Genomic DNA, 15,550 nt, shown 5'->3' on the forward strand with positions numbered 1-15,550 from the left:
GATGCGGTAAGCTAGTGCTTTCGCTCAATCCGACGCGCATCATGTGGAAACGACGCAACCTTGCCCTGCTCCTGCTGCTGCCATTCATCGCGCCCCTGCCGGCCCAGGCCGACGGCCGCCCCTTCCCGCCCAACGCCAAGCGCGGCAAGATGACGCCGGCGTGGCATCCGTCCATCATCATCGACGGCAAGACGCGCACCCTGTCGCCGGCGGCGCGCATTTTCAACGCTGAGAACATGATAGAAATGCCCGCCAGCCTGCGCGGCGAGAATTTCGTGGTGAACTACCAGGAGGATGGCGAAGGCCAGATCCTGAACGTGTGGATACTGACCAGGGAGGAGGCCAGCCAGCGATTGCCGGCTGGCAAGTAGCGCATGCGTTGACTACAGGAAGATGATGGCCGCGGCCAGCGCGATGATCAGGCCGAACTTGGTGGCCTTGTAGGCGTGCTTGTTCCAGGCCTTGTAGCGGCGGCGGTACTGGCCGGCCACGTAGGACGCCTTGAACAGCTTGCTCACCAGGCCGGTCTGGTCGCCCTGCTCGTTGGGCGAGGCGGCGGCCGTCATCATGGTGCGGCCCAGCCAGCGGTTCACTGCCTGCGCCCAGCGGTAGCGCATCGGACGCTCCACGTCGCAGAACAGGATGATGCGGTCGCTCTCGCTGCCGTTGATGGCCCAGTGGATATAGGTTTCGTCGAACATCACACCCTGGCCGTCGCGCCAGCTGTGGCGCTCGCCGTCCACGTCGATGAAGCAGCGGTCGTCGTTCGGCGTGGCCAGGCCCAGGTGGTAGCGCAGCGAGCCGGCGAACGGGTCGCGGTGCGGGTTCAGCTTGCCGCCCGGCGGCAGCTCGGCGAACATGGCCGCTTTCACGGTGGGGATGGCTTTCAGCAGCGCGTAGGTTTGCGGGCACAGCTGCTCGGCCGACGGGTGGCTGGCGTCGTACCACTTCAGGTAAAAGCGCTTCCAGCCGTTCTTGAAGAAGGAATTGAAGCCGGCGTCGTTGTTCTGTTCGGCAGCCTTGATCTTTTTCAGCGCCAGCAGGTTCTCCGCCTCGGCGCGGATGATTTGCCAGTTCTGCTGCAGCGGCTCGAGTTCCTTGAACTGGTCCAGCGCCAGGTAGGGCTTGGACGGCACTTTCGAGAACACGTGCATGAACAGGTTGATCGGCGCCATGAACGACGAGTGGTCGAACAGTTGACGCATGAACGGCAGCCTCACCTTGCCACGGAAGTGGATGTGAAAGATTGCCAACAGATAGAACGAAACCAGTGCCAACTTCATGGCGCCTCCAGCGTACACAATCCGCCATGATATCGCCAAACCGCTTTTTTTGCCCGATCTTCGTGGGACGTAAACTTCCGGCTACAATGCCTCGATGGCAAGTAAAACTCCCAAATTCCCCGGCCCGCTGAGTGCGCGGGCAGCCGTGCTGGCGGTGCTGTTGTCGAATAGCGACCAGACCGGCGCCGAGCCGTTGCAGGGCCGCGTGTCGCTGGCCGCCATCGTCAAGGCGCTCAAGCGCAAATACCACTGGCCGATCGAGTCCAGCAGTTTCCCGGCAAACACGGCCGACGGCCGCGCGACGTGGGCCACGGTGTACAGCCTGCCGCCCGAGGTGATCGCCGCCGCGCTCGACAATGGCGGGACGGACTGGCTGGAGAGCCGCCGCCTCGCCCGGCGCGGCGGGTAGTTACTTCTTCGCGGCCTTGCTGATGGCGCGGCAGCGCGCCGTGTTGCGGTTTGCCGCCTCGCAGCGCGGCTTGGCCGCTGCGGCCACCTTGCGCGCCGGTTGCGCGGCAGCTTGCTTGCGCGGCTCGCGTACGGCGGCGGCCTTGGTCGCCTTCACGGGCTTCTTCGCCTTCTTGGCGGTCGCGGCCTTGGTTGCCGCCGGGCGTGCAGCCGTTTTCAGTTTGGCAGGAACGGGCGCAGCCGCGCCCAGCTTAACGGGAGCGACGCTGCGGGCCGCCACGGGCAACGGCGTTTGTACCGGGGCGATCGTGCGGGCGGCCGAGGCGCTACCCGGCGCCAACCGCGCGGGCGATGCAGGGAACGGCGCAGCGGTGGCAACGGTGGCGCCGGCGGCAGCAATGCCGGCGGCGGTAATCGTGCCGCTGGCCGTGGTGCCGGAAGGGGCAGCCTGCGCGCTGGTGGCGGCGACCGGCGCGCTGCCGACGCGCACGGTGGCGGCACCGGGCGCGGCGGACGCGGCGACGGGCTCTGTGGCGGCGACAGGCGCGGCGGTGGCGCCGGGCGGCACTGGTGGCGCGGGAACGGGGTGTTGCGGCTCGGACGGCGCGACGAGGGCCGACTGCACCACCGGCGGCGGCGCGATAGTCTGCACTTCCGGCGCCGGCAGCGCCTTGGCGCTCATGCCCGCCGGGGCAACCAGCGCCTTGGGCTCGGGCGGACGGTGGCGCTGCTCCTGCGCCGTATTGCCAATCCACACAATGGCCGCAATCAGGCCGGCTGCAGCAGCGCCACCGAGGGCCATCGTCTTGACGGGCAATGCGCGCCATGCGGCGGCACCAGCAGCGCCAGCAGCGGTACCAGCGGGCGCCGATGCGGCAGAAGCCGGGGCGGCTGCCGGCGTAGCCGACGCTGCGGCCGGATCAATGCTGAACGCGTCCGCCTCGGCGGGTGCAGTGGCGGCGGCGCAGGACGGCGGCGCCATATGGGGTTCAGTATGGAATTCGCCGACCTCGGGCCAGGCGGTGCCGGCGGCGTCGGGCGCCGCAGCCGCTGGCGGAGCGTCGCCGAAAGTCGGTTCGACGCGCGGCGTAGTCTGCATCTTCATATGTTTGGAATTCCGGGATAAGCACGAAAAAAGCGAACAGGACTCTACCACACCTGCGCGCCCGCATCCGGGCGAATCGCCGCAAATGCCCGTATACTGCGCGCATGACCTCATATGCCCCACAACTTACCCTCACGCTGGCCGAGCTGGCCGCCCGCTGGAACATGACGGCGCAGCAGGTGCTGCTGCTCGACGCGCCGCATCCGCTGCCGATGTACTTCTACTATGACGGACTGGTGTTCGACTTCGGCGACAAGTGGTTGCGCGCCAACGGCGACACCCGCGAAGCGCAAGACCTGGAAAGCCACCAGCAGCATCTGAGTTCGCTGGACATCGACCTGCAGCGCCAGGCGCTGCACAAGCGCGGCCTGCTGAAGCTGACGCAATGGGAAGAAGCGCTCAGCGACGAAGAACTGCAGCGCCAGCAGGCCGAAGCGGAGCGCCTGCGCAAGGAAGTCACGCGCTTGAGCACGCTGCTCAAGGAGCGCACCGAAGAACGCCAGCGCCACGTGCGCAACGGCCTGCTGCGCGCCGCCCCGCGCACGCTGCACGAGATCGCCCGCCATGGCGAAACGCGCTTCCCCCAGTTCGCCTTTCTGCCCGCGCGCCCGGAACAGCCGTCGGACCGCCTGCTGGTGGCGCTCGAAGACGGCTTCCCGCTCAAGCCGATGCTGACCGTAGCCGACCTCGTGGTTTCTATGCACGACGTCACCGCCGCCGAAGCAGCGCGCTAAGCTCGCCGCCCTCAGCTCAGCGGCGCCGCATGCGCTCGTCGTTGACGCAGATGGGCGCGTTGCGCGCATAGCTGCGGCAAGCGCGCGCAAAGCACGCGGCGGCAGCCTCGCCCGCCTTTTCCCTGCACACATCCAGCCGGCGCTGCACGCTGGCCACCAGCGGCTTGCGCGTGGCCGGCGCCGCTTTCACGCGGCGCACCGGCGCAGCCTTGCCCGCCACACTCCCTTTTGCCCGCGCCGCCGCACGCTTGGCGGCCAGTACCCGCTGGCCCGGCTTGGCCATGGCGACGCGCGCTTGCGCAAGCGGTTTCGCGCGGGCCTGCGGCGCGACTGCGTCCGCTCGGCCTGCCGATGCCACCGGCGGCGACTTGGCATGCGGCGCCGGCGTGGCAGCAACGGTTGCGGCATCCGGCGATGCGCGTGCAGCGCTGGCCGGCACCGCTGCCGATGGAGACCTAGCAGCGGCGACGCCTGCGACATCCGACGCGGCTGGCACGTCCTGCGCGCCGCGCGGGACCGACGCTAATGCTGCGGCTTCCTGCGCGGCTGGCGCGCCCGCCACGTCATGCAGGGCTGGCGCCAATGCCGCGGCGTCCTGCGCCGGCATGGCCGACCTGGCCACCAGCGCTATCGCCTTGTCAGCCTGGAGGCTGCGCCACATCAACACGCCAGCGCCGGCCAGCGCGGCAAGCACCAAAGCCAGCATGCACCACGTGCCCAGCGCGCGCAGCTTGCCTGGCTGCGCAGCAGCCGCGCCGCCGGCCAGACCGACCATGCCCGGCATGGCCTCCATGCCGGGCTGGCCCGTCTGCGCGCCATCCGCCTCTGCGTTCGCCGCCGGCGCCGCTGCACCGCCTTCCCGCCCTGTCTGCCGATCATCCATTTTCCGCCCGAAAAATAACCGCCCCAACAGCAGATTACTCAAACGGCAAAAAAACCGGCGCTTGCTAGTCGCCGTCGCCAGCCCTGCGCCGCTGGCCTTCCAGCCACGCGGGCGGCAGCCGGCCCAGCAAGGGGTCGTCGCGCCGCAAGCTGGCCCAGCTGGCGCCGCCATCGCCCGAGTACGACAGCATGTAGGGCTTGTCGTCCGCATCCCCGCCCTGCGCGGCGGCCAGCCAGATTTCCTTGTCGTTGACCGCATAGCTGCTCACCAGCGACGACACCTGCGCCGGCAGCGCCACCTTGCGCCAGCGCCGACCGTCCGCCGAGCGCAGCAAAGTCTGCTCCACCGAGCCGGTAATCCACCAGCCGCCCGCCTTGGACGCCGCCAGCTCCACCAGCAAGTCCCGGTTGCCCAGCGGCGTGCTGTGCGCCAGCTTGCACGTCACGGTATCGATCAGGCTGGCCGTATAGCCGGACACCTTGCCGTCCGCGCCGAAATGCGTCGCCAGCCCCACCACGCCGCGCGGCGACGAGGCGAACATCACATTGGCGTCCTTCATCGCCTGCAAGGCCGGCTTGCCGCCGCCCGCGTTCAGCTTGCTCAGCGGCAGCAGGCAGTCGCGGCCCGGCGTGGCGCGGTTGCGGAAGCGGTAGCCGCCCGCCTCGGGCACCACCTGGATGCCGTAGGGCATGGCAATCGCCCCGCCGCCGCCGGCCTGCAGCACGCGGCCGCTGAGCGCATCGATCACGGTGCCGCCCGCGTAGATGCGGCCGCCATCGTCCACCACCAGCGGCGGCCAGACCCGGCCGCCCGGCCGCACTTCCAGCTTCAGCGGTTCGTGCGCATGGATCACGATGCCGTGTTCGTCTTCGGTAAAGCCGGTGGCGCCGATGCGGTAGTCGAACGATAGCGCCAGGGCGGGCTGCGCCAGCAGCGCGCAGCACAGAACGGAAACCACTTTCATGCCAGCTCCTCCAACGGCAATTTGCGCACCACGGTATCGGCCGCCGCCAGCGCGCGCCCCTTTTCATCGACCAGCCGCAACGGCGGCACCGGTTCGCCCGTATCCTGCAGCACCAGGGTGGAATGCGGCTCGCCCTCGCGGTACAGGAACTGCTCGCTCCACTGGCGCAAGCTCACCAGCAAGGGGAACAGGGCCTGGCCCTTCGCGGTCAGCACGTATTCGCCATAGGCGGTGCCGTCGGACGCGGGCGAGACGGCCAGGATGCCGTTCTCGACGAGCTTGTGCAGCCGGTCCGACAGGATGTTGCGCGCCACGCCCAGGTTCTTCTGGAACGCGCTGAAACGGCGCACGCCGTCGAACGCGTCGCGCACGATCAGCAGCGACCACAGGTCGCCTACCACGTCCAGCCCGCGCGCCACCGGACACAGGTCGTCCTTCAGTGTTTTTCGTTTCGCCATCGCTCGCCTCCCAAAGTAGTTGCATTTTAATACTGGATTGCCTACACTCGAAACTAGTTTTAATTTGAAACCAGATTGAGGACTCCATGACACCCACAAATTCGCGGCTGATGACGCTGCTGTTTTCTATTTCCTGCGGCATCAGCGTCGCCAATGTCTACTACGCGCAGCCGCTGCTGGACGCGTTGGCGGGCGATTTCGGCATCACGCACGCGGCGGTCGGCATGGTCATTGCCGCCACGCAGCTGGGCTGCGCACTGGCATTGCTGTTCGTGGTGCCGCTGGGGGATTTGCTGGACCGTCGCCGGCTGACGCTGGTGCAATTGAGCTTGCTCAGCGCGGCGCTGCTTGCGGTCGGCTTTGCGCCGACTGCGCCGCTGCTGCTATGCGGCATGCTGGCCGTGGGCCTGCTGGGCACGGCGATGACGCAGGGCTTGATCGCCTATGCCGCCGCCACCGCGCCGCCCGCCGAGCGCGGACGCATCGTCGGCACCGCGCAGGCGGGCGTGCTGATCGGCCTGCTCAGCGCGCGCACCGTGGCCGGCTTGCTGGCGGACCTGGCGGGCTGGCGCGCCGTCTACTGGACTTCCGCCGCGCTGGTACTGGTGCTGGGCGCCATCCTGTCGCGCGCGCTGCCGGCGCCCGGGCGCCGTGCGCTGCAAGGCGGCGCCGGCGCTACCGGCGCAGCCAGCATTGCCCGGGATGCCGGGACCGGGGCGGCCGCGGGCGCGCCCGGCGGCACGCCCCATGCCACGCCGCTGCGCTATCCGCAGCTGCTGCGCTCCATGCTGACGATGCTGCTCACTGACCGAACGCTGCAGGTGCGCGGCGTCATTGCCATGCTGATGTTCGGCGCGCTCAGCATCTTCTGGACCGCGCTGGTGCTGCCGCTGAGCAGCCCGCCCTGGTCGCTGCCGCACAGCGCCATCGGCGCGTTCGGCCTGATCGGCGTGATCGGCGCGCTGGCGGCCGCGCGCACCGGGCAGCTGGCCGATCGCGGCCTCGGCCAGCGCACCAGCGGCGTGGCGCTGACCCTGCTGGTGGCGGCCTGGCTGCCGCTGGCGTTCACCGGGCAATCGCTGTGGGCGCTGGCGGCCGGCATCATCGTGCTCGACCTGGCGGGACAAGCCATCCACGTCACCAACCAGAGCATGATCTTCAGCCGCCATCCCGACGCGCACAGCCGCGTGGTGGGCTGCTATATGATGTTCTACGCGGCGGGCAGCGGCCTGGGCGCAATGGCGTCTACCCGCATGTACGCGGCGGCCGGCTGGCTGGGCGTGTGCGCGCTGGGCGCCGGGGTCAGCCTGGCGGCGCTGCTGTTCTGGGCCGTCACCGTGCCGCGCAGCGCGCCGGCCTGCACCGCTTACTCCAGGTTCTCGTGATAAGCGCTGCCGCCGCGCTTCCAGTAGGCGGCAGCGCGGATGGCGTGCTTGCCCAGGCCCTTCACGTTGACCAGTTCGTTGCGCACGGCAACCATGGTGGCCGCTTCGCCTGCGCACCACGCGTAGCCGTCGCCAGCCGGCAGCGGCCAGGCTTGCACGGCGGCCAGCAGTTCGGCATCGCTGTCCACCCAGTGCACGTCGGCCTCCGCTTGGCCGGCGAAGTCGCGGCGGTCCGCCATGTCGTCCACTTTCACGATGACGCTGGCGCGCGCGCCACGCGGCAACTCTTCCAGCCGGCGCGAGATGGCCGGCAAGCCGGTTTCGTCGCCCACCAGCAAATGCCATTCGTAGTCGACGGGGATGATCAGCGAGCCGCGCGGCCCGCCGATAACGACCCGCTGGCCCGGCGCCGCCTGCGCCGCCCAGGCCGCGCACGGGCCGTCGCCATGCAGCGCGAACTCGATCACCAGTTCGCCGGCCGCCGGATCGAAGCTGCGCGGCGTGTAGTCGCGCCTGGCGGCGTCCGGGCCGTCGCCGAGGATGAACTTGACGTGGTCGTCGAAGGACGCGCTATGGAAGTCCTGCAGCGCCGGGCCGCCGAAGGTGATGGCGCGGAAATGGCTGCCGACGGCGCGCACGCGCACCACCTCCACCTGGCGGATCTTGAGCTCGTGGCGCACACGCTGCACACGGCTGACGGGAGAGTCTATACTCATATCTTTACTTTTCAATTGATTGACAATGTCACCCATCATCCCCGAATCGAATGACAATGTCAACCATTGCCGCGAGCAGCGGCAGGACGCCGTATTGGAGCTGATCCACACCATCATGCACCAGTACAAGACCCCAGCAATTCCAGGCCCTGCGCGACGGCCAGCACGAGCTGACCCATATGGAAGCGAAAGTGCTGGGCTACTTCGGCCACTATCCGGGCGCCACCCAGAGCGACCTGTCGCGGCACAGCGGCCGCGACAAGGCCCAGCTGGCGCGCCTGATCACGGCGCTGCGCGAGCGCGGCCTGCTGCAAGGCGAAGCCGACGCCGCCGACCGCCGCAACACCCGCTTGTCCCTCACCGACGCCGGCCGCGCCATCCAGGCGGCGGCGCAGCGCGAAGCGGAAATCCTGAACGCGCAAGCCGTGCGCGGCATCAGCGGCGAGCAGCAGCAAGCGCTGCTGGCGCTGCTGCTGCAAGTGAAACAGAACCTGGACAAGCCGGACTAGCACCGCCTGCTTGCCGCAATTTCGCCGCGCGAAACAATCTATTGATCCCAGCCTCCTTTTTGCCGCGCGGCGCGGCAGCTACATTGGCACCATTCAATTACGACTGGAGCCCGTCATGCACACCAAGCCCACCGCCGCAAACGCCCTGGCAGCCGCAGCACTCGCCCTTGCTTCGACCATGACTGCCGCGCAGGCCGCGCCGGTGGTTTACCGCACCGTTGCCGTGGAAGGCGTGCAGATCGCCTACCGCGAAGCGGGCGATGCCAGCAAGCCGACCATCGTGCTGCTGCACGGCGTGCCCAGTTCGTCCCGCATGTACGACGGGCTGCTGCGCCAGCTGGGCGACCGGTACCACCTGATCGCGCCCGACTACCCCGGCTTCGGCAACAGCGAGGCGCCCGACCCGGCCAGCTTCGCCTACACCTTCGACCATCTGGCGGCGGTGATGCAGAAATTCACCGACGCGGTCGGCGCCACCCGCTACGTGCTGCTGATGCAGGACTACGGCGCGCCGGTCGGCATGCGCATGGCCATGGCCCGCCCCGCCGCGATCCAGGGGCTGATCTTCCAGAACGGGAATGTGTATGAAGACGGCCTGGGCGCCACGTGGGCCAAGCGCAAGCCCTTCTGGGCCGACCGCGCCGCCCATGAAAAGGACGTGATCGCGGTGCACCAGTCGCTCGCCGCCACGCGGGCGCGCCACATCGGCGACGATCCCGCGGTGGAAGCCTACGACCCGGACTTGTGGATGGATGAGTACGCCTACCTGAACCGTCCCGGCCAGGCCAAGATCCAGGCGGATTTGATCTACGACTACCAGACCAACCTGGCCGCCTATCCGGCCTGGCAAGCCTGGCTGAAGCAGCGCCAGCTGCCGACGCTGGTGGTGTGGGGCAAGCACGACCTGGCCTTCACCGTCCCCGGCGCGCACGCCTTCCGCCGCGACAATCCGGCGGCCGAAGTGCACATCCTGGACGGCGGCCACTTCGTGATGGACACCCGGCTGGACGAAGTCGCCAGGCTCACCGGCGCCTTCATGGCCAGGCTGAACGCCCGCTAAGCGGCAGCCGTTTTACTCCGCAGTGACAGGGTCGATGATTTCCCGCACCTGCGAAATCCGGTTGGCCGGAAAGCCCCCGCGTTGCGCATGCTCGCGCACCAGCTCTTCGCTGGGGGCGTTGTAGATGCAATAGACTTTGTCGTCGGTCACATAGCTGTGGACCCACTGGATGGACGGCCCCAATTCGTTCAGGACGCTGCAGGACTTGGCTGAAATCCCCTGCAGTTCCGCGCTGGTGAGCTTGCCCGCGCCGGGAATATCACGCTCAATCACGTATTTCGGCATGTTGTCACTCCTCTTGGTTAGCCTTTGTAGGCTATCCCATGCTGCTAGGATGTCAACCAGCGCATACCAGGCCGGAAAACAAAAAAGCCAACCCCGCAGGGTTGGCTTTTTTTATCTGGTAGGCCCTCGCGGAGTCGAACCGCGCACCAAAGGATTATGAGTCCTCTGCTCTAACCAAGCATGAGCTAAGGGCCCGAAACTTGTGGACAACGACCCGGCAGCATAGGTGCTGCGCGGGTTGTCGTCAAGTCTTAGTTACCTTCCAGGAAGCTTTTCAGCTTGTCGGAGCGCGACGGGTGGCGCAGCTTGCGCAGCGCTTTCGCTTCGATCTGGCGGATGCGCTCGCGCGTCACGTCGAACTGCTTGCCGACCTCTTCCAGCGTGTGGTCGGTGGACATTTCGATGCCGAAACGCATGCGCAGCACCTTCGCTTCGCGCGGGGTCAGCGAGTCCAGCACGTCCTTGACCACGCCGCGCATGGACGCGTGCAGCGCCGCGTCGGACGGGGCCAGGGTGTTGTTGTCCTCGATGAAGTCGCCCAGATGGGAATCGTCGTCGTCGCCGATCGGCGTTTCCATGGAGATCGGTTCTTTCGCGATCTTCATGATCTTGCGGATCTTGTCTTCCGGCATTTCCATCTTGATCGCCAGGGTCGCCGGATCGGGCTCGGCGCCCGTTTCCTGCAAGATCTGGCGCGAGATGCGGTTCATCTTGTTGATGGTCTCGATCATGTGCACCGGGATGCGGATGGTGCGCGCCTGGTCGGCGATCGAGCGCGTGATGGCCTGCCTGATCCACCACGTGGCGTAGGTCGAGAACTTGTAGCCGCGGCGGTATTCGAACTTGTCGACCGCCTTCATCAGGCCGATGTTGCCTTCCTGGATCAGGTCCAGGAACTGCAGGCCGCGATTCGTGTATTTCTTGGCGATGGAAATCACCAGGCGCAGGTTGGCCTCGGTCATTTCGCGCTTGGCCTTGCGCGCCTTCATTTCACCGGCCGCCATCTGGCGGTTGATGTTGCGCAGGTCCGGCAGCGGCAGCACCACGCGCGCCTGCAGGTCGATCAGGCGCTGCTGCAATTCCTTGATGGTCGGAATGTTGCGGCCCAGGATGGCGCTGTAGGCATGGCCGGCCGACACTTCGCCGTCCACCCAGTCCAGATTGGTTTCATTGCCCGGGAACACCTTGATGAAGTGGGCGCGCGGCATGCCGCACTTGTTCACCGCCACGTCCAGGATCTGCTTCTCGATGTGGCGCACTTCGTCCACCTGGCCGCGCAAGGTGTCGCACAGTTTTTCCACCACCTTGGCGGTGAAGCGGATGCCCAGCAGCTCGAACGAAATCGCTTCCTGCGCCTTGACGTAGGCTTTCGAGTTGTAGCCGTCCTTCTCGAAGGCGCGGCGCATCTTGTCGAACTGCTGCGAGATCATGTCGAATTTTTCCAGCGCGGCCACTTTCATCTGCTCGAGCTGTTCGGCCGAGTAGCCTGCCGCGCCCGACGGGCTGGCCGCTTCTTCCTCTTCCTCTTCTTCCTCTTCTTCCGCTTCCTCGTCTTCTTCCTCTTCGTCGGCGGCAGCGGCGGCCGGGGCCGGCTCGCCTTCGCTCTCGTCGACCAGGCCATCGACGATCTCGTCGATCTTGATCTCGTCGTTACGGATGCGCTCGGAGGCGGCGATGATCTCGGCGATCGTCACCGGGCAGGCGGAAATGGCCTGGATCATGTCCTTCAGGCCGTCTTCGATGCGCTTGGCGATCTCGATTTCGCCTTCGCGCGTGAGCAGCTCGACCGAGCCCATTTCGCGCATATACATGCGCACCGGGTCGGTGGTGCGGCCGAAGTCGGAATCGACGGTGGACAGCGCCGCCTCGGCGGCGGCCTCGGCTTCGTCGTCGCTGGCGATGGTGGCCACGTTGTCCGACAGCAGCAGGGTCTCGGCGTCCGGCGCGTGCTCGTAGACGGCGATGCCCATGTCGTTGAAGGTGCCGATGATGCCTTCGATCGCTTCCGGATCGACGATGTTCTCGGGCAGGTGGTCATTGATCTCGGCGTACGTGAGGAAGCCGCGTTCCTTGCCGAACTTGATCAGGGTCTTGAGTTTCTGGCGGCGGCGCTCGAGCTCTTCCTCGGTGGCTTCCGTGTCGGACGAGAAAGCGTCCTTCAGCAGGGCCTTTTCCTTGGCCTTGCGGTCCTTGGCCTTGGCCTTGTCCACCGCCTTCAGCTCGGCGCGCTCCACCGCATTCAGCGCCGCGACTTCGTCGTTCTCGGGCTGGAATTCTTTCGGCTTGCGGCCACGGCGGCCCGGCACCTTCACCGAAGGCAGCACGTAGCCGGAAGTATCGATGGCGGCCAAGGCGGCGGCATCCGTGGTCTGGCTGACCGCCGGCGGCGTGTTGGTAACACGCGTCTCCGGTTTGTCGGCCGTTTTGGCGGCCTGGGCGGTCACTTTGCTCGGCTTTACAGCCGCTTTGGATTCAGGTTTCTTTGTTGGCACAGGCGCTTTCGATTACACAACGACTTGCTTTACGGGTTAGGATAAAGTTCTTGCAACAATGCTACGAATACTTATACCTGCAGGCTCCTGCGCAAACAGGGAACCTCCGCCGCCGGTCCAAACCCGGGACCGTACTCGGCAGAAATTCTACTGTAGACAGCGCATGGGGGCTAGATCCACGAATGTCCGGTGGCAGGCGCCGCGCCTGGGCGGTTGCTGGTTGCGCCATCCGGCCATAATCCGGCCCCGGCCGCCGGTGCCTCATCCGCGCACCGATCAAGAGCCTAACTTACTGAAAACAAACAGAATTCCGAACTGAAACACCAAAGCTAAGCACTCAATACTTAGCGTTTTATTATAGCACGCCACTTTACAATTTCCAGAGGCCGCCCAGCCCGCCCCAGAGGGGCGCAGCCGGCACTGGCTAGCGAACTGAAAGCTCCGCTTCGGCCTCCCTTAACAATTGATCTTGCATAGCCGTAATTTCGCGGTAGCGTACACCAATTTCGCTGGAAGACAAACCGGACGCAAACAACTGTGCCAGCTCCGCCTTCAGCGCATCCGTCTTGATCTGGCGGATAGCGCTGCTCAAATACGTCTTGATCGCGTCGAAATCCGACTCCGGCTCGGCGGCGATCTCGCTGATGATGCCATCGTACTCGCTGCCCTGCTCCTTCAAATGCTGCGCCAGCGCGGCGAAGCTGCCCTGCGGCCCCAGCGCGATGGCGGCCGCGATCAGCTGATACAGCCGCTCGGCCGATTCCTCGCCGAAGTTGGCGAAGGCGGCCAGGCCGGCCTCGTCTATCGTAAAGGCCAGCGGCGGGTGCGCCACCAGGTGCCGCACGATCTGCAGCTCCAGCCCCACCGGCTGCGGGCGGCTGCTGCGCTGCGGCGCCTTGCGCACTTCGGCCACCGGCTTGCTCAATTCATACAGCTGCTCGATCTCGCCCGGGCTGCTCTGCGTCATGGTGGCCAGACCGCGCACGATCTGCAGGCGCAGCGCCGAGGGCGTCATCGCCTGCAACAGCGGCTTGGCCTCGAACTGCACGCGCGCGCGCCCTTCCGGCTCGCTCAAGTCATGTTCGGCCGACACCACGCGCAGCAGGAACTGCGACAGCGGCATCGCCTCGTGCACCTGCTGCTCGAAGGCCGGGGCGCCATATTCGCGGATATAGCTGTCCGGGTCGTGCTCGGCCGGCAGGAACAGGAACTTGATGGTCTTGTTGTCCGACACGTGCGGCAGGCAGGCTTCCAGCGCGCGCTGGGCGGCGCGGCGGCCGGCCTTGTCGCCGTCGAAACTGAAGATCACAGTGTCTGTTTGACGCAACAATTTCTGCACGTGGGTGCTGGTGCAGGCCGTGCCCAAGGTCGCCACCGACTGCGGGAAACCCATTTGCGCCAGCGCCACCACGTCCATATAGCCTTCCGTCACCAGCACATAGCCCGCGTCGCGGATGGCCTGGCGTGCTTCGAACAGGCCGTACAGCTCGTGACCCTTTGAAAATAAAGGCGTTTCGGGAGAATTCAAGTACTTCGGCTCGCCCTGTTCCATGATGCGGCCGCCAAAGGCGATGACCTGGCCCTTGGTATTGCGGATGGGGAACATCACGCGCTCGCGGAAACGGTCGTAGCGCTTGCGGTGGTTGCCTTCCTCATCGACGCGGTCGATCACCAGGCCGGCCTCGACCAGGGCCAGCGCCTCGTAGTCGGGGAACACGGAGCGCAGGTTGTCCCAGCCGCTGGGGGCGAAGCCGAGCGCGAAGCGGGCCGCGATCTCGCCGGTCAGGCCGCGGCTTTTCAGGTAGCCGATGGCGTTGGGCGCCGAGCGCAGCTGGGACTTGTAGTAGTCGGCGGCGCGGCTCATCGCTTCGGACAGCGCCATCGATTGCGCCTGCATCTGGGCGCGCTGGGCGGGCGGGATCTTGTCGTCCTGCTCGGGCACCACCATGCCGCAGTTCTGCGCCAGCTCCTTGACGGCATCGACAAAGCCCATGCCGGAGTATTCGATCATGAAGCCGATCGAGGTGCCGTGCGCGCCGCAACCGAAGCAGTGGTAGAACTGCTTGGTCGGGCTGACCGTGAAGCTGGGAGATTTTTCGTTGTGGAATGGGCACAGGCCCATGTAGTTGGCGCCGCCCTTCTTGAGCTGCACATAGCGGCCTACCACGTCCACGATGTCGACGCGGTTCAATAGATCGGAGATAAAGGATTGAGGTATCACGGCGATCAGTCTTGTTCTACATCAGAGGCTATACTGCCGCGCTGCTGTCCGGCTTGAGACGGATCAAGCGGCGGCGCGAAAGGGGCGGCGCGGGCGGCGCCCGGCGGATTACGCGCTGTGCGCTAATCCGCCCTACGGCCCAGCCCGACCGGTGCGGCGATGCAACGTAGGGCGGGTTAGCGCCAAGCGCGTAACCCGCCGGAGCCGCCAGCGGCCCGTGCGTTATGCCGGGGTCAGCGCCTTCTTGATCAGCGCGGACACCATGGCCATGTCGGCCTTGCCAGCTAGCTTGGGCTTGACGATGGCCATGACCTTGCCCATGTCCTGCGGACCGGCGGCGCCCGAGGCGGCCACGGCGGCAGCCACTTCGGCGGCCACCACCTCGTCCGACAGGCCGGCCGGCTTGTAGGCCAGCAGCACTTCCAGCTCGGCTTTTTCGATGTCGGCCAGGTCCTGGCGGTTGCCGGCTTCGAACTGGGTGATGGAATCCTTGCGCTGCTTGATCATCTTGTCGACGATGGCCACCACCTGCTCGTCCGTCACTTCGATCTGCTCGTCCACTTCCTTGCGCTTGATTTCGGCCAGCATCAGGCGGATGGTGGCCAGCTTGCCCGCTCCCTTGGCGCGCATGGCGGCTTTCATGTCATCGGAAATCTGTTGTTTCAAGCTCATGCTCGTTCCTTTGTTGGAATATTGTGGCGCAAAAATGCGAAAACCCGCTGCGGCGAACCGGAGCGGGTATACGACTGAACAGGATACCCCGCGGCGCGACGCCGTACTGCCGGGCTATCCTGAAGTGTCAGTCTTAGAACAGTTTCTTAGGCAGTTGCTGGCTGCGGATGCGCTTGTAGTGACGCTTCACGGCAGCTGCCAGCTTGCGCTTGCGCTCTGCAGTTGGCTTCTCGTAGAACTCGCGTGCGCGCAGTTCGGTCAGCAGGCCGGTTTTTTCGATGGTGCGTTTGAAGCGACGCATTGCGACTTCGAACGGCTCGTTTTCTTTAAGGCGGATGGTGGTCATGTAAAAATTCAAACCGTTAGATTTTAGGA

At 66.1% G+C, this 15,550-nt stretch carries 17 protein-coding genes and 1 tRNA gene; 6 read left to right on the forward strand and 12 right to left on the reverse strand.

Annotated features, from left to right (window positions below; translation table 11 throughout):
* The first annotated feature begins 41 nt into the window (after positions 1 to 41).
* Entirely contained in the window at positions 42 to 371 is a 330-nt protein-coding gene (locus ACFJI2_RS21840) for a hypothetical protein (protein ID WP_377701878.1), read from the forward strand.
* Between the two features lie 12 nt (positions 372 to 383).
* Here ACFJI2_RS21840 and lpxO read toward each other — a convergent pair whose 3' ends face one another.
* Complete coding sequence (gene lpxO, locus ACFJI2_RS21845) at positions 384 to 1,283, reverse strand: lipid A hydroxylase LpxO (protein WP_377701879.1); 900 nt, start codon at positions 1,281 to 1,283, stop codon at positions 384 to 386.
* A gap of 94 nt (positions 1,284 to 1,377) precedes the next feature.
* On the opposite strand from lpxO, the gene ACFJI2_RS21850 reads away from it, so the two are divergent.
* Positions 1,378 to 1,692 carry a hypothetical protein gene (locus ACFJI2_RS21850; RefSeq protein WP_377701880.1) on the forward strand — a complete coding sequence of 105 codons (315 nt, stop codon included), beginning with the start codon at positions 1,378 to 1,380 and terminating at the stop codon, positions 1,690 to 1,692.
* Here ACFJI2_RS21850 and ACFJI2_RS21855 read toward each other — a convergent pair whose 3' ends face one another.
* On the reverse strand, positions 1,693 to 2,796 hold the full coding sequence (locus tag ACFJI2_RS21855; protein ID WP_377701881.1) for a hypothetical protein: 1,104 nt from the start codon (positions 2,794 to 2,796) through the stop codon (positions 1,693 to 1,695).
* 104 nt (positions 2,797 to 2,900) lie between these two features.
* On the opposite strand from ACFJI2_RS21855, the gene ACFJI2_RS21860 reads away from it, so the two are divergent.
* A complete protein-coding gene (locus tag ACFJI2_RS21860) occupies positions 2,901 to 3,530 on the forward strand; it encodes a hypothetical protein (RefSeq protein WP_377701882.1) in 630 nt (209 codons plus the stop codon).
* A gap of 16 nt (positions 3,531 to 3,546) precedes the next feature.
* Here ACFJI2_RS21860 and ACFJI2_RS21865 read toward each other — a convergent pair whose 3' ends face one another.
* The 3 genes from ACFJI2_RS21865 to ACFJI2_RS21875 form a co-directional block, all read right to left on the reverse strand.
* Positions 3,547 to 4,413, reverse strand: coding sequence for a hypothetical protein (locus ACFJI2_RS21865; RefSeq protein ID WP_377701883.1), 867 nt, complete (start codon positions 4,411 to 4,413; stop codon positions 3,547 to 3,549).
* 64 nt (positions 4,414 to 4,477) lie between these two features.
* Positions 4,478 to 5,377 (reverse strand): hypothetical protein, encoded by a 900-nt coding sequence (locus tag ACFJI2_RS21870; RefSeq protein WP_377701884.1) that lies wholly within the window; start codon positions 5,375 to 5,377, stop codon positions 4,478 to 4,480.
* Positions 5,374 to 5,835: a winged helix-turn-helix transcriptional regulator gene (locus ACFJI2_RS21875; protein WP_377701885.1), complete on the reverse strand. Its 462-nt coding sequence runs from the start codon at positions 5,833 to 5,835 to the stop codon at positions 5,374 to 5,376. The genes ACFJI2_RS21870 and ACFJI2_RS21875 overlap by 4 nt, the downstream gene beginning before the upstream one ends.
* Positions 5,836 to 5,921: 86 nt before the next feature.
* Here ACFJI2_RS21875 and ACFJI2_RS21880 point away from each other — a divergent pair, with 86 nt between their 5' ends.
* Entirely contained in the window at positions 5,922 to 7,220 is a 1,299-nt protein-coding gene (locus ACFJI2_RS21880; RefSeq protein WP_377701886.1) for an MFS transporter, read from the forward strand.
* Here ACFJI2_RS21880 and ACFJI2_RS21885 read toward each other — a convergent pair.
* Complete coding sequence (locus ACFJI2_RS21885) at positions 7,202 to 7,936, reverse strand: siderophore-interacting protein (protein WP_377701887.1); 735 nt, start codon at positions 7,934 to 7,936, stop codon at positions 7,202 to 7,204. The two genes, ACFJI2_RS21880 and ACFJI2_RS21885, sit on opposite strands and share 19 nt — an antisense overlap.
* Before the next feature lie 179 nt (positions 7,937 to 8,115).
* On the opposite strand from ACFJI2_RS21885, the gene ACFJI2_RS21890 reads away from it, so the two are divergent.
* Complete coding sequence (locus ACFJI2_RS21890; RefSeq protein ID WP_377701888.1) at positions 8,116 to 8,445, forward strand: MarR family winged helix-turn-helix transcriptional regulator; 330 nt, start codon at positions 8,116 to 8,118, stop codon at positions 8,443 to 8,445.
* A gap of 115 nt (positions 8,446 to 8,560) precedes the next feature.
* Positions 8,561 to 9,505: an alpha/beta fold hydrolase gene (locus ACFJI2_RS21895; RefSeq protein WP_377701889.1), complete on the forward strand. Its 945-nt coding sequence runs from the start codon at positions 8,561 to 8,563 to the stop codon at positions 9,503 to 9,505.
* A gap of 12 nt (positions 9,506 to 9,517) precedes the next feature.
* Here the strand turns inward: ACFJI2_RS21895 and ACFJI2_RS21900 are convergent, their stop codons facing one another.
* The 6 genes from ACFJI2_RS21900 to rpsU form a co-directional block, all read right to left on the reverse strand.
* Positions 9,518 to 9,790 carry a DUF4242 domain-containing protein gene (locus tag ACFJI2_RS21900; protein ID WP_107980412.1) on the reverse strand — a complete coding sequence of 91 codons (273 nt, stop codon included), beginning with the start codon at positions 9,788 to 9,790 and terminating at the stop codon, positions 9,518 to 9,520.
* Positions 9,791 to 9,906: 116 nt separating this feature from the next.
* Positions 9,907 to 9,985, reverse strand: a tRNA-Ile gene (locus ACFJI2_RS21905).
* Positions 9,986 to 10,041: 56 nt separating this feature from the next.
* Positions 10,042 to 12,282 (reverse strand): RNA polymerase sigma factor RpoD, encoded by a 2,241-nt coding sequence (rpoD, locus tag ACFJI2_RS21910; RefSeq protein WP_377701890.1) that lies wholly within the window; start codon positions 12,280 to 12,282, stop codon positions 10,042 to 10,044.
* A 424-nt stretch (positions 12,283 to 12,706) separates the two neighbouring features.
* The gene (dnaG, locus tag ACFJI2_RS21915; RefSeq protein WP_377701891.1) at positions 12,707 to 14,503 is read right to left on the reverse strand and encodes a DNA primase; all 1,797 of its coding nucleotides are present in this window, start codon (positions 14,501 to 14,503) and stop codon (positions 12,707 to 12,709) included.
* Between the two features lie 222 nt (positions 14,504 to 14,725).
* Entirely contained in the window at positions 14,726 to 15,175 is a 450-nt protein-coding gene (locus ACFJI2_RS21920; protein WP_377701892.1) for a GatB/YqeY domain-containing protein, read from the reverse strand.
* Positions 15,176 to 15,308: 133 nt separating this feature from the next.
* Entirely contained in the window at positions 15,309 to 15,521 is a 213-nt protein-coding gene (gene rpsU, locus ACFJI2_RS21925) for a 30S ribosomal protein S21 (protein WP_008451879.1), read from the reverse strand.
* Between the last annotated feature and the right edge of the window lie 29 nt (positions 15,522 to 15,550).

This window comes from Pseudoduganella sp. UC29_71 (assembly GCF_042693265.1).
In the GTDB taxonomy this organism is placed as follows: domain Bacteria; phylum Pseudomonadota; class Gammaproteobacteria; order Burkholderiales; family Burkholderiaceae_D; genus Rugamonas.

Coding starts and splice junctions, on each gene's coding strand:
- ACFJI2_RS21840 (WP_377701878.1), top strand. CDS start 42: ATGTGGAAACGACGCAACCTTGCCCTGCTCCTGCTGCTGCCATTCATC.
- lpxO (WP_377701879.1), bottom strand. CDS start 1,283: ATGAAGTTGGCACTGGTTTCGTTCTATCTGTTGGCAATCTTTCACATC.
- ACFJI2_RS21850 (WP_377701880.1), top strand. CDS start 1,378: ATGGCAAGTAAAACTCCCAAATTCCCCGGCCCGCTGAGTGCGCGGGCA.
- ACFJI2_RS21855 (WP_377701881.1), bottom strand. CDS start 2,796: ATGAAGATGCAGACTACGCCGCGCGTCGAACCGACTTTCGGCGACGCT.
- ACFJI2_RS21860 (WP_377701882.1), top strand. CDS start 2,901: ATGACCTCATATGCCCCACAACTTACCCTCACGCTGGCCGAGCTGGCC.
- ACFJI2_RS21865 (WP_377701883.1), bottom strand. CDS start 4,413: ATGGATGATCGGCAGACAGGGCGGGAAGGCGGTGCAGCGGCGCCGGCG.
- ACFJI2_RS21870 (WP_377701884.1), bottom strand. CDS start 5,377: ATGAAAGTGGTTTCCGTTCTGTGCTGCGCGCTGCTGGCGCAGCCCGCC.
- ACFJI2_RS21875 (WP_377701885.1), bottom strand. CDS start 5,835: ATGGCGAAACGAAAAACACTGAAGGACGACCTGTGTCCGGTGGCGCGC.
- ACFJI2_RS21880 (WP_377701886.1), top strand. CDS start 5,922: ATGACACCCACAAATTCGCGGCTGATGACGCTGCTGTTTTCTATTTCC.
- ACFJI2_RS21885 (WP_377701887.1), bottom strand. CDS start 7,936: ATGAGTATAGACTCTCCCGTCAGCCGTGTGCAGCGTGTGCGCCACGAG.
- ACFJI2_RS21890 (WP_377701888.1), top strand. CDS start 8,116: ATGGAAGCGAAAGTGCTGGGCTACTTCGGCCACTATCCGGGCGCCACC.
- ACFJI2_RS21895 (WP_377701889.1), top strand. CDS start 8,561: ATGCACACCAAGCCCACCGCCGCAAACGCCCTGGCAGCCGCAGCACTC.
- ACFJI2_RS21900 (WP_107980412.1), bottom strand. CDS start 9,790: ATGCCGAAATACGTGATTGAGCGTGATATTCCCGGCGCGGGCAAGCTC.
- ACFJI2_RS21920 (WP_377701892.1), bottom strand. CDS start 15,175: ATGAGCTTGAAACAACAGATTTCCGATGACATGAAAGCCGCCATGCGC.
- rpsU (WP_008451879.1), bottom strand. CDS start 15,521: ATGACCACCATCCGCCTTAAAGAAAACGAGCCGTTCGAAGTCGCAATG.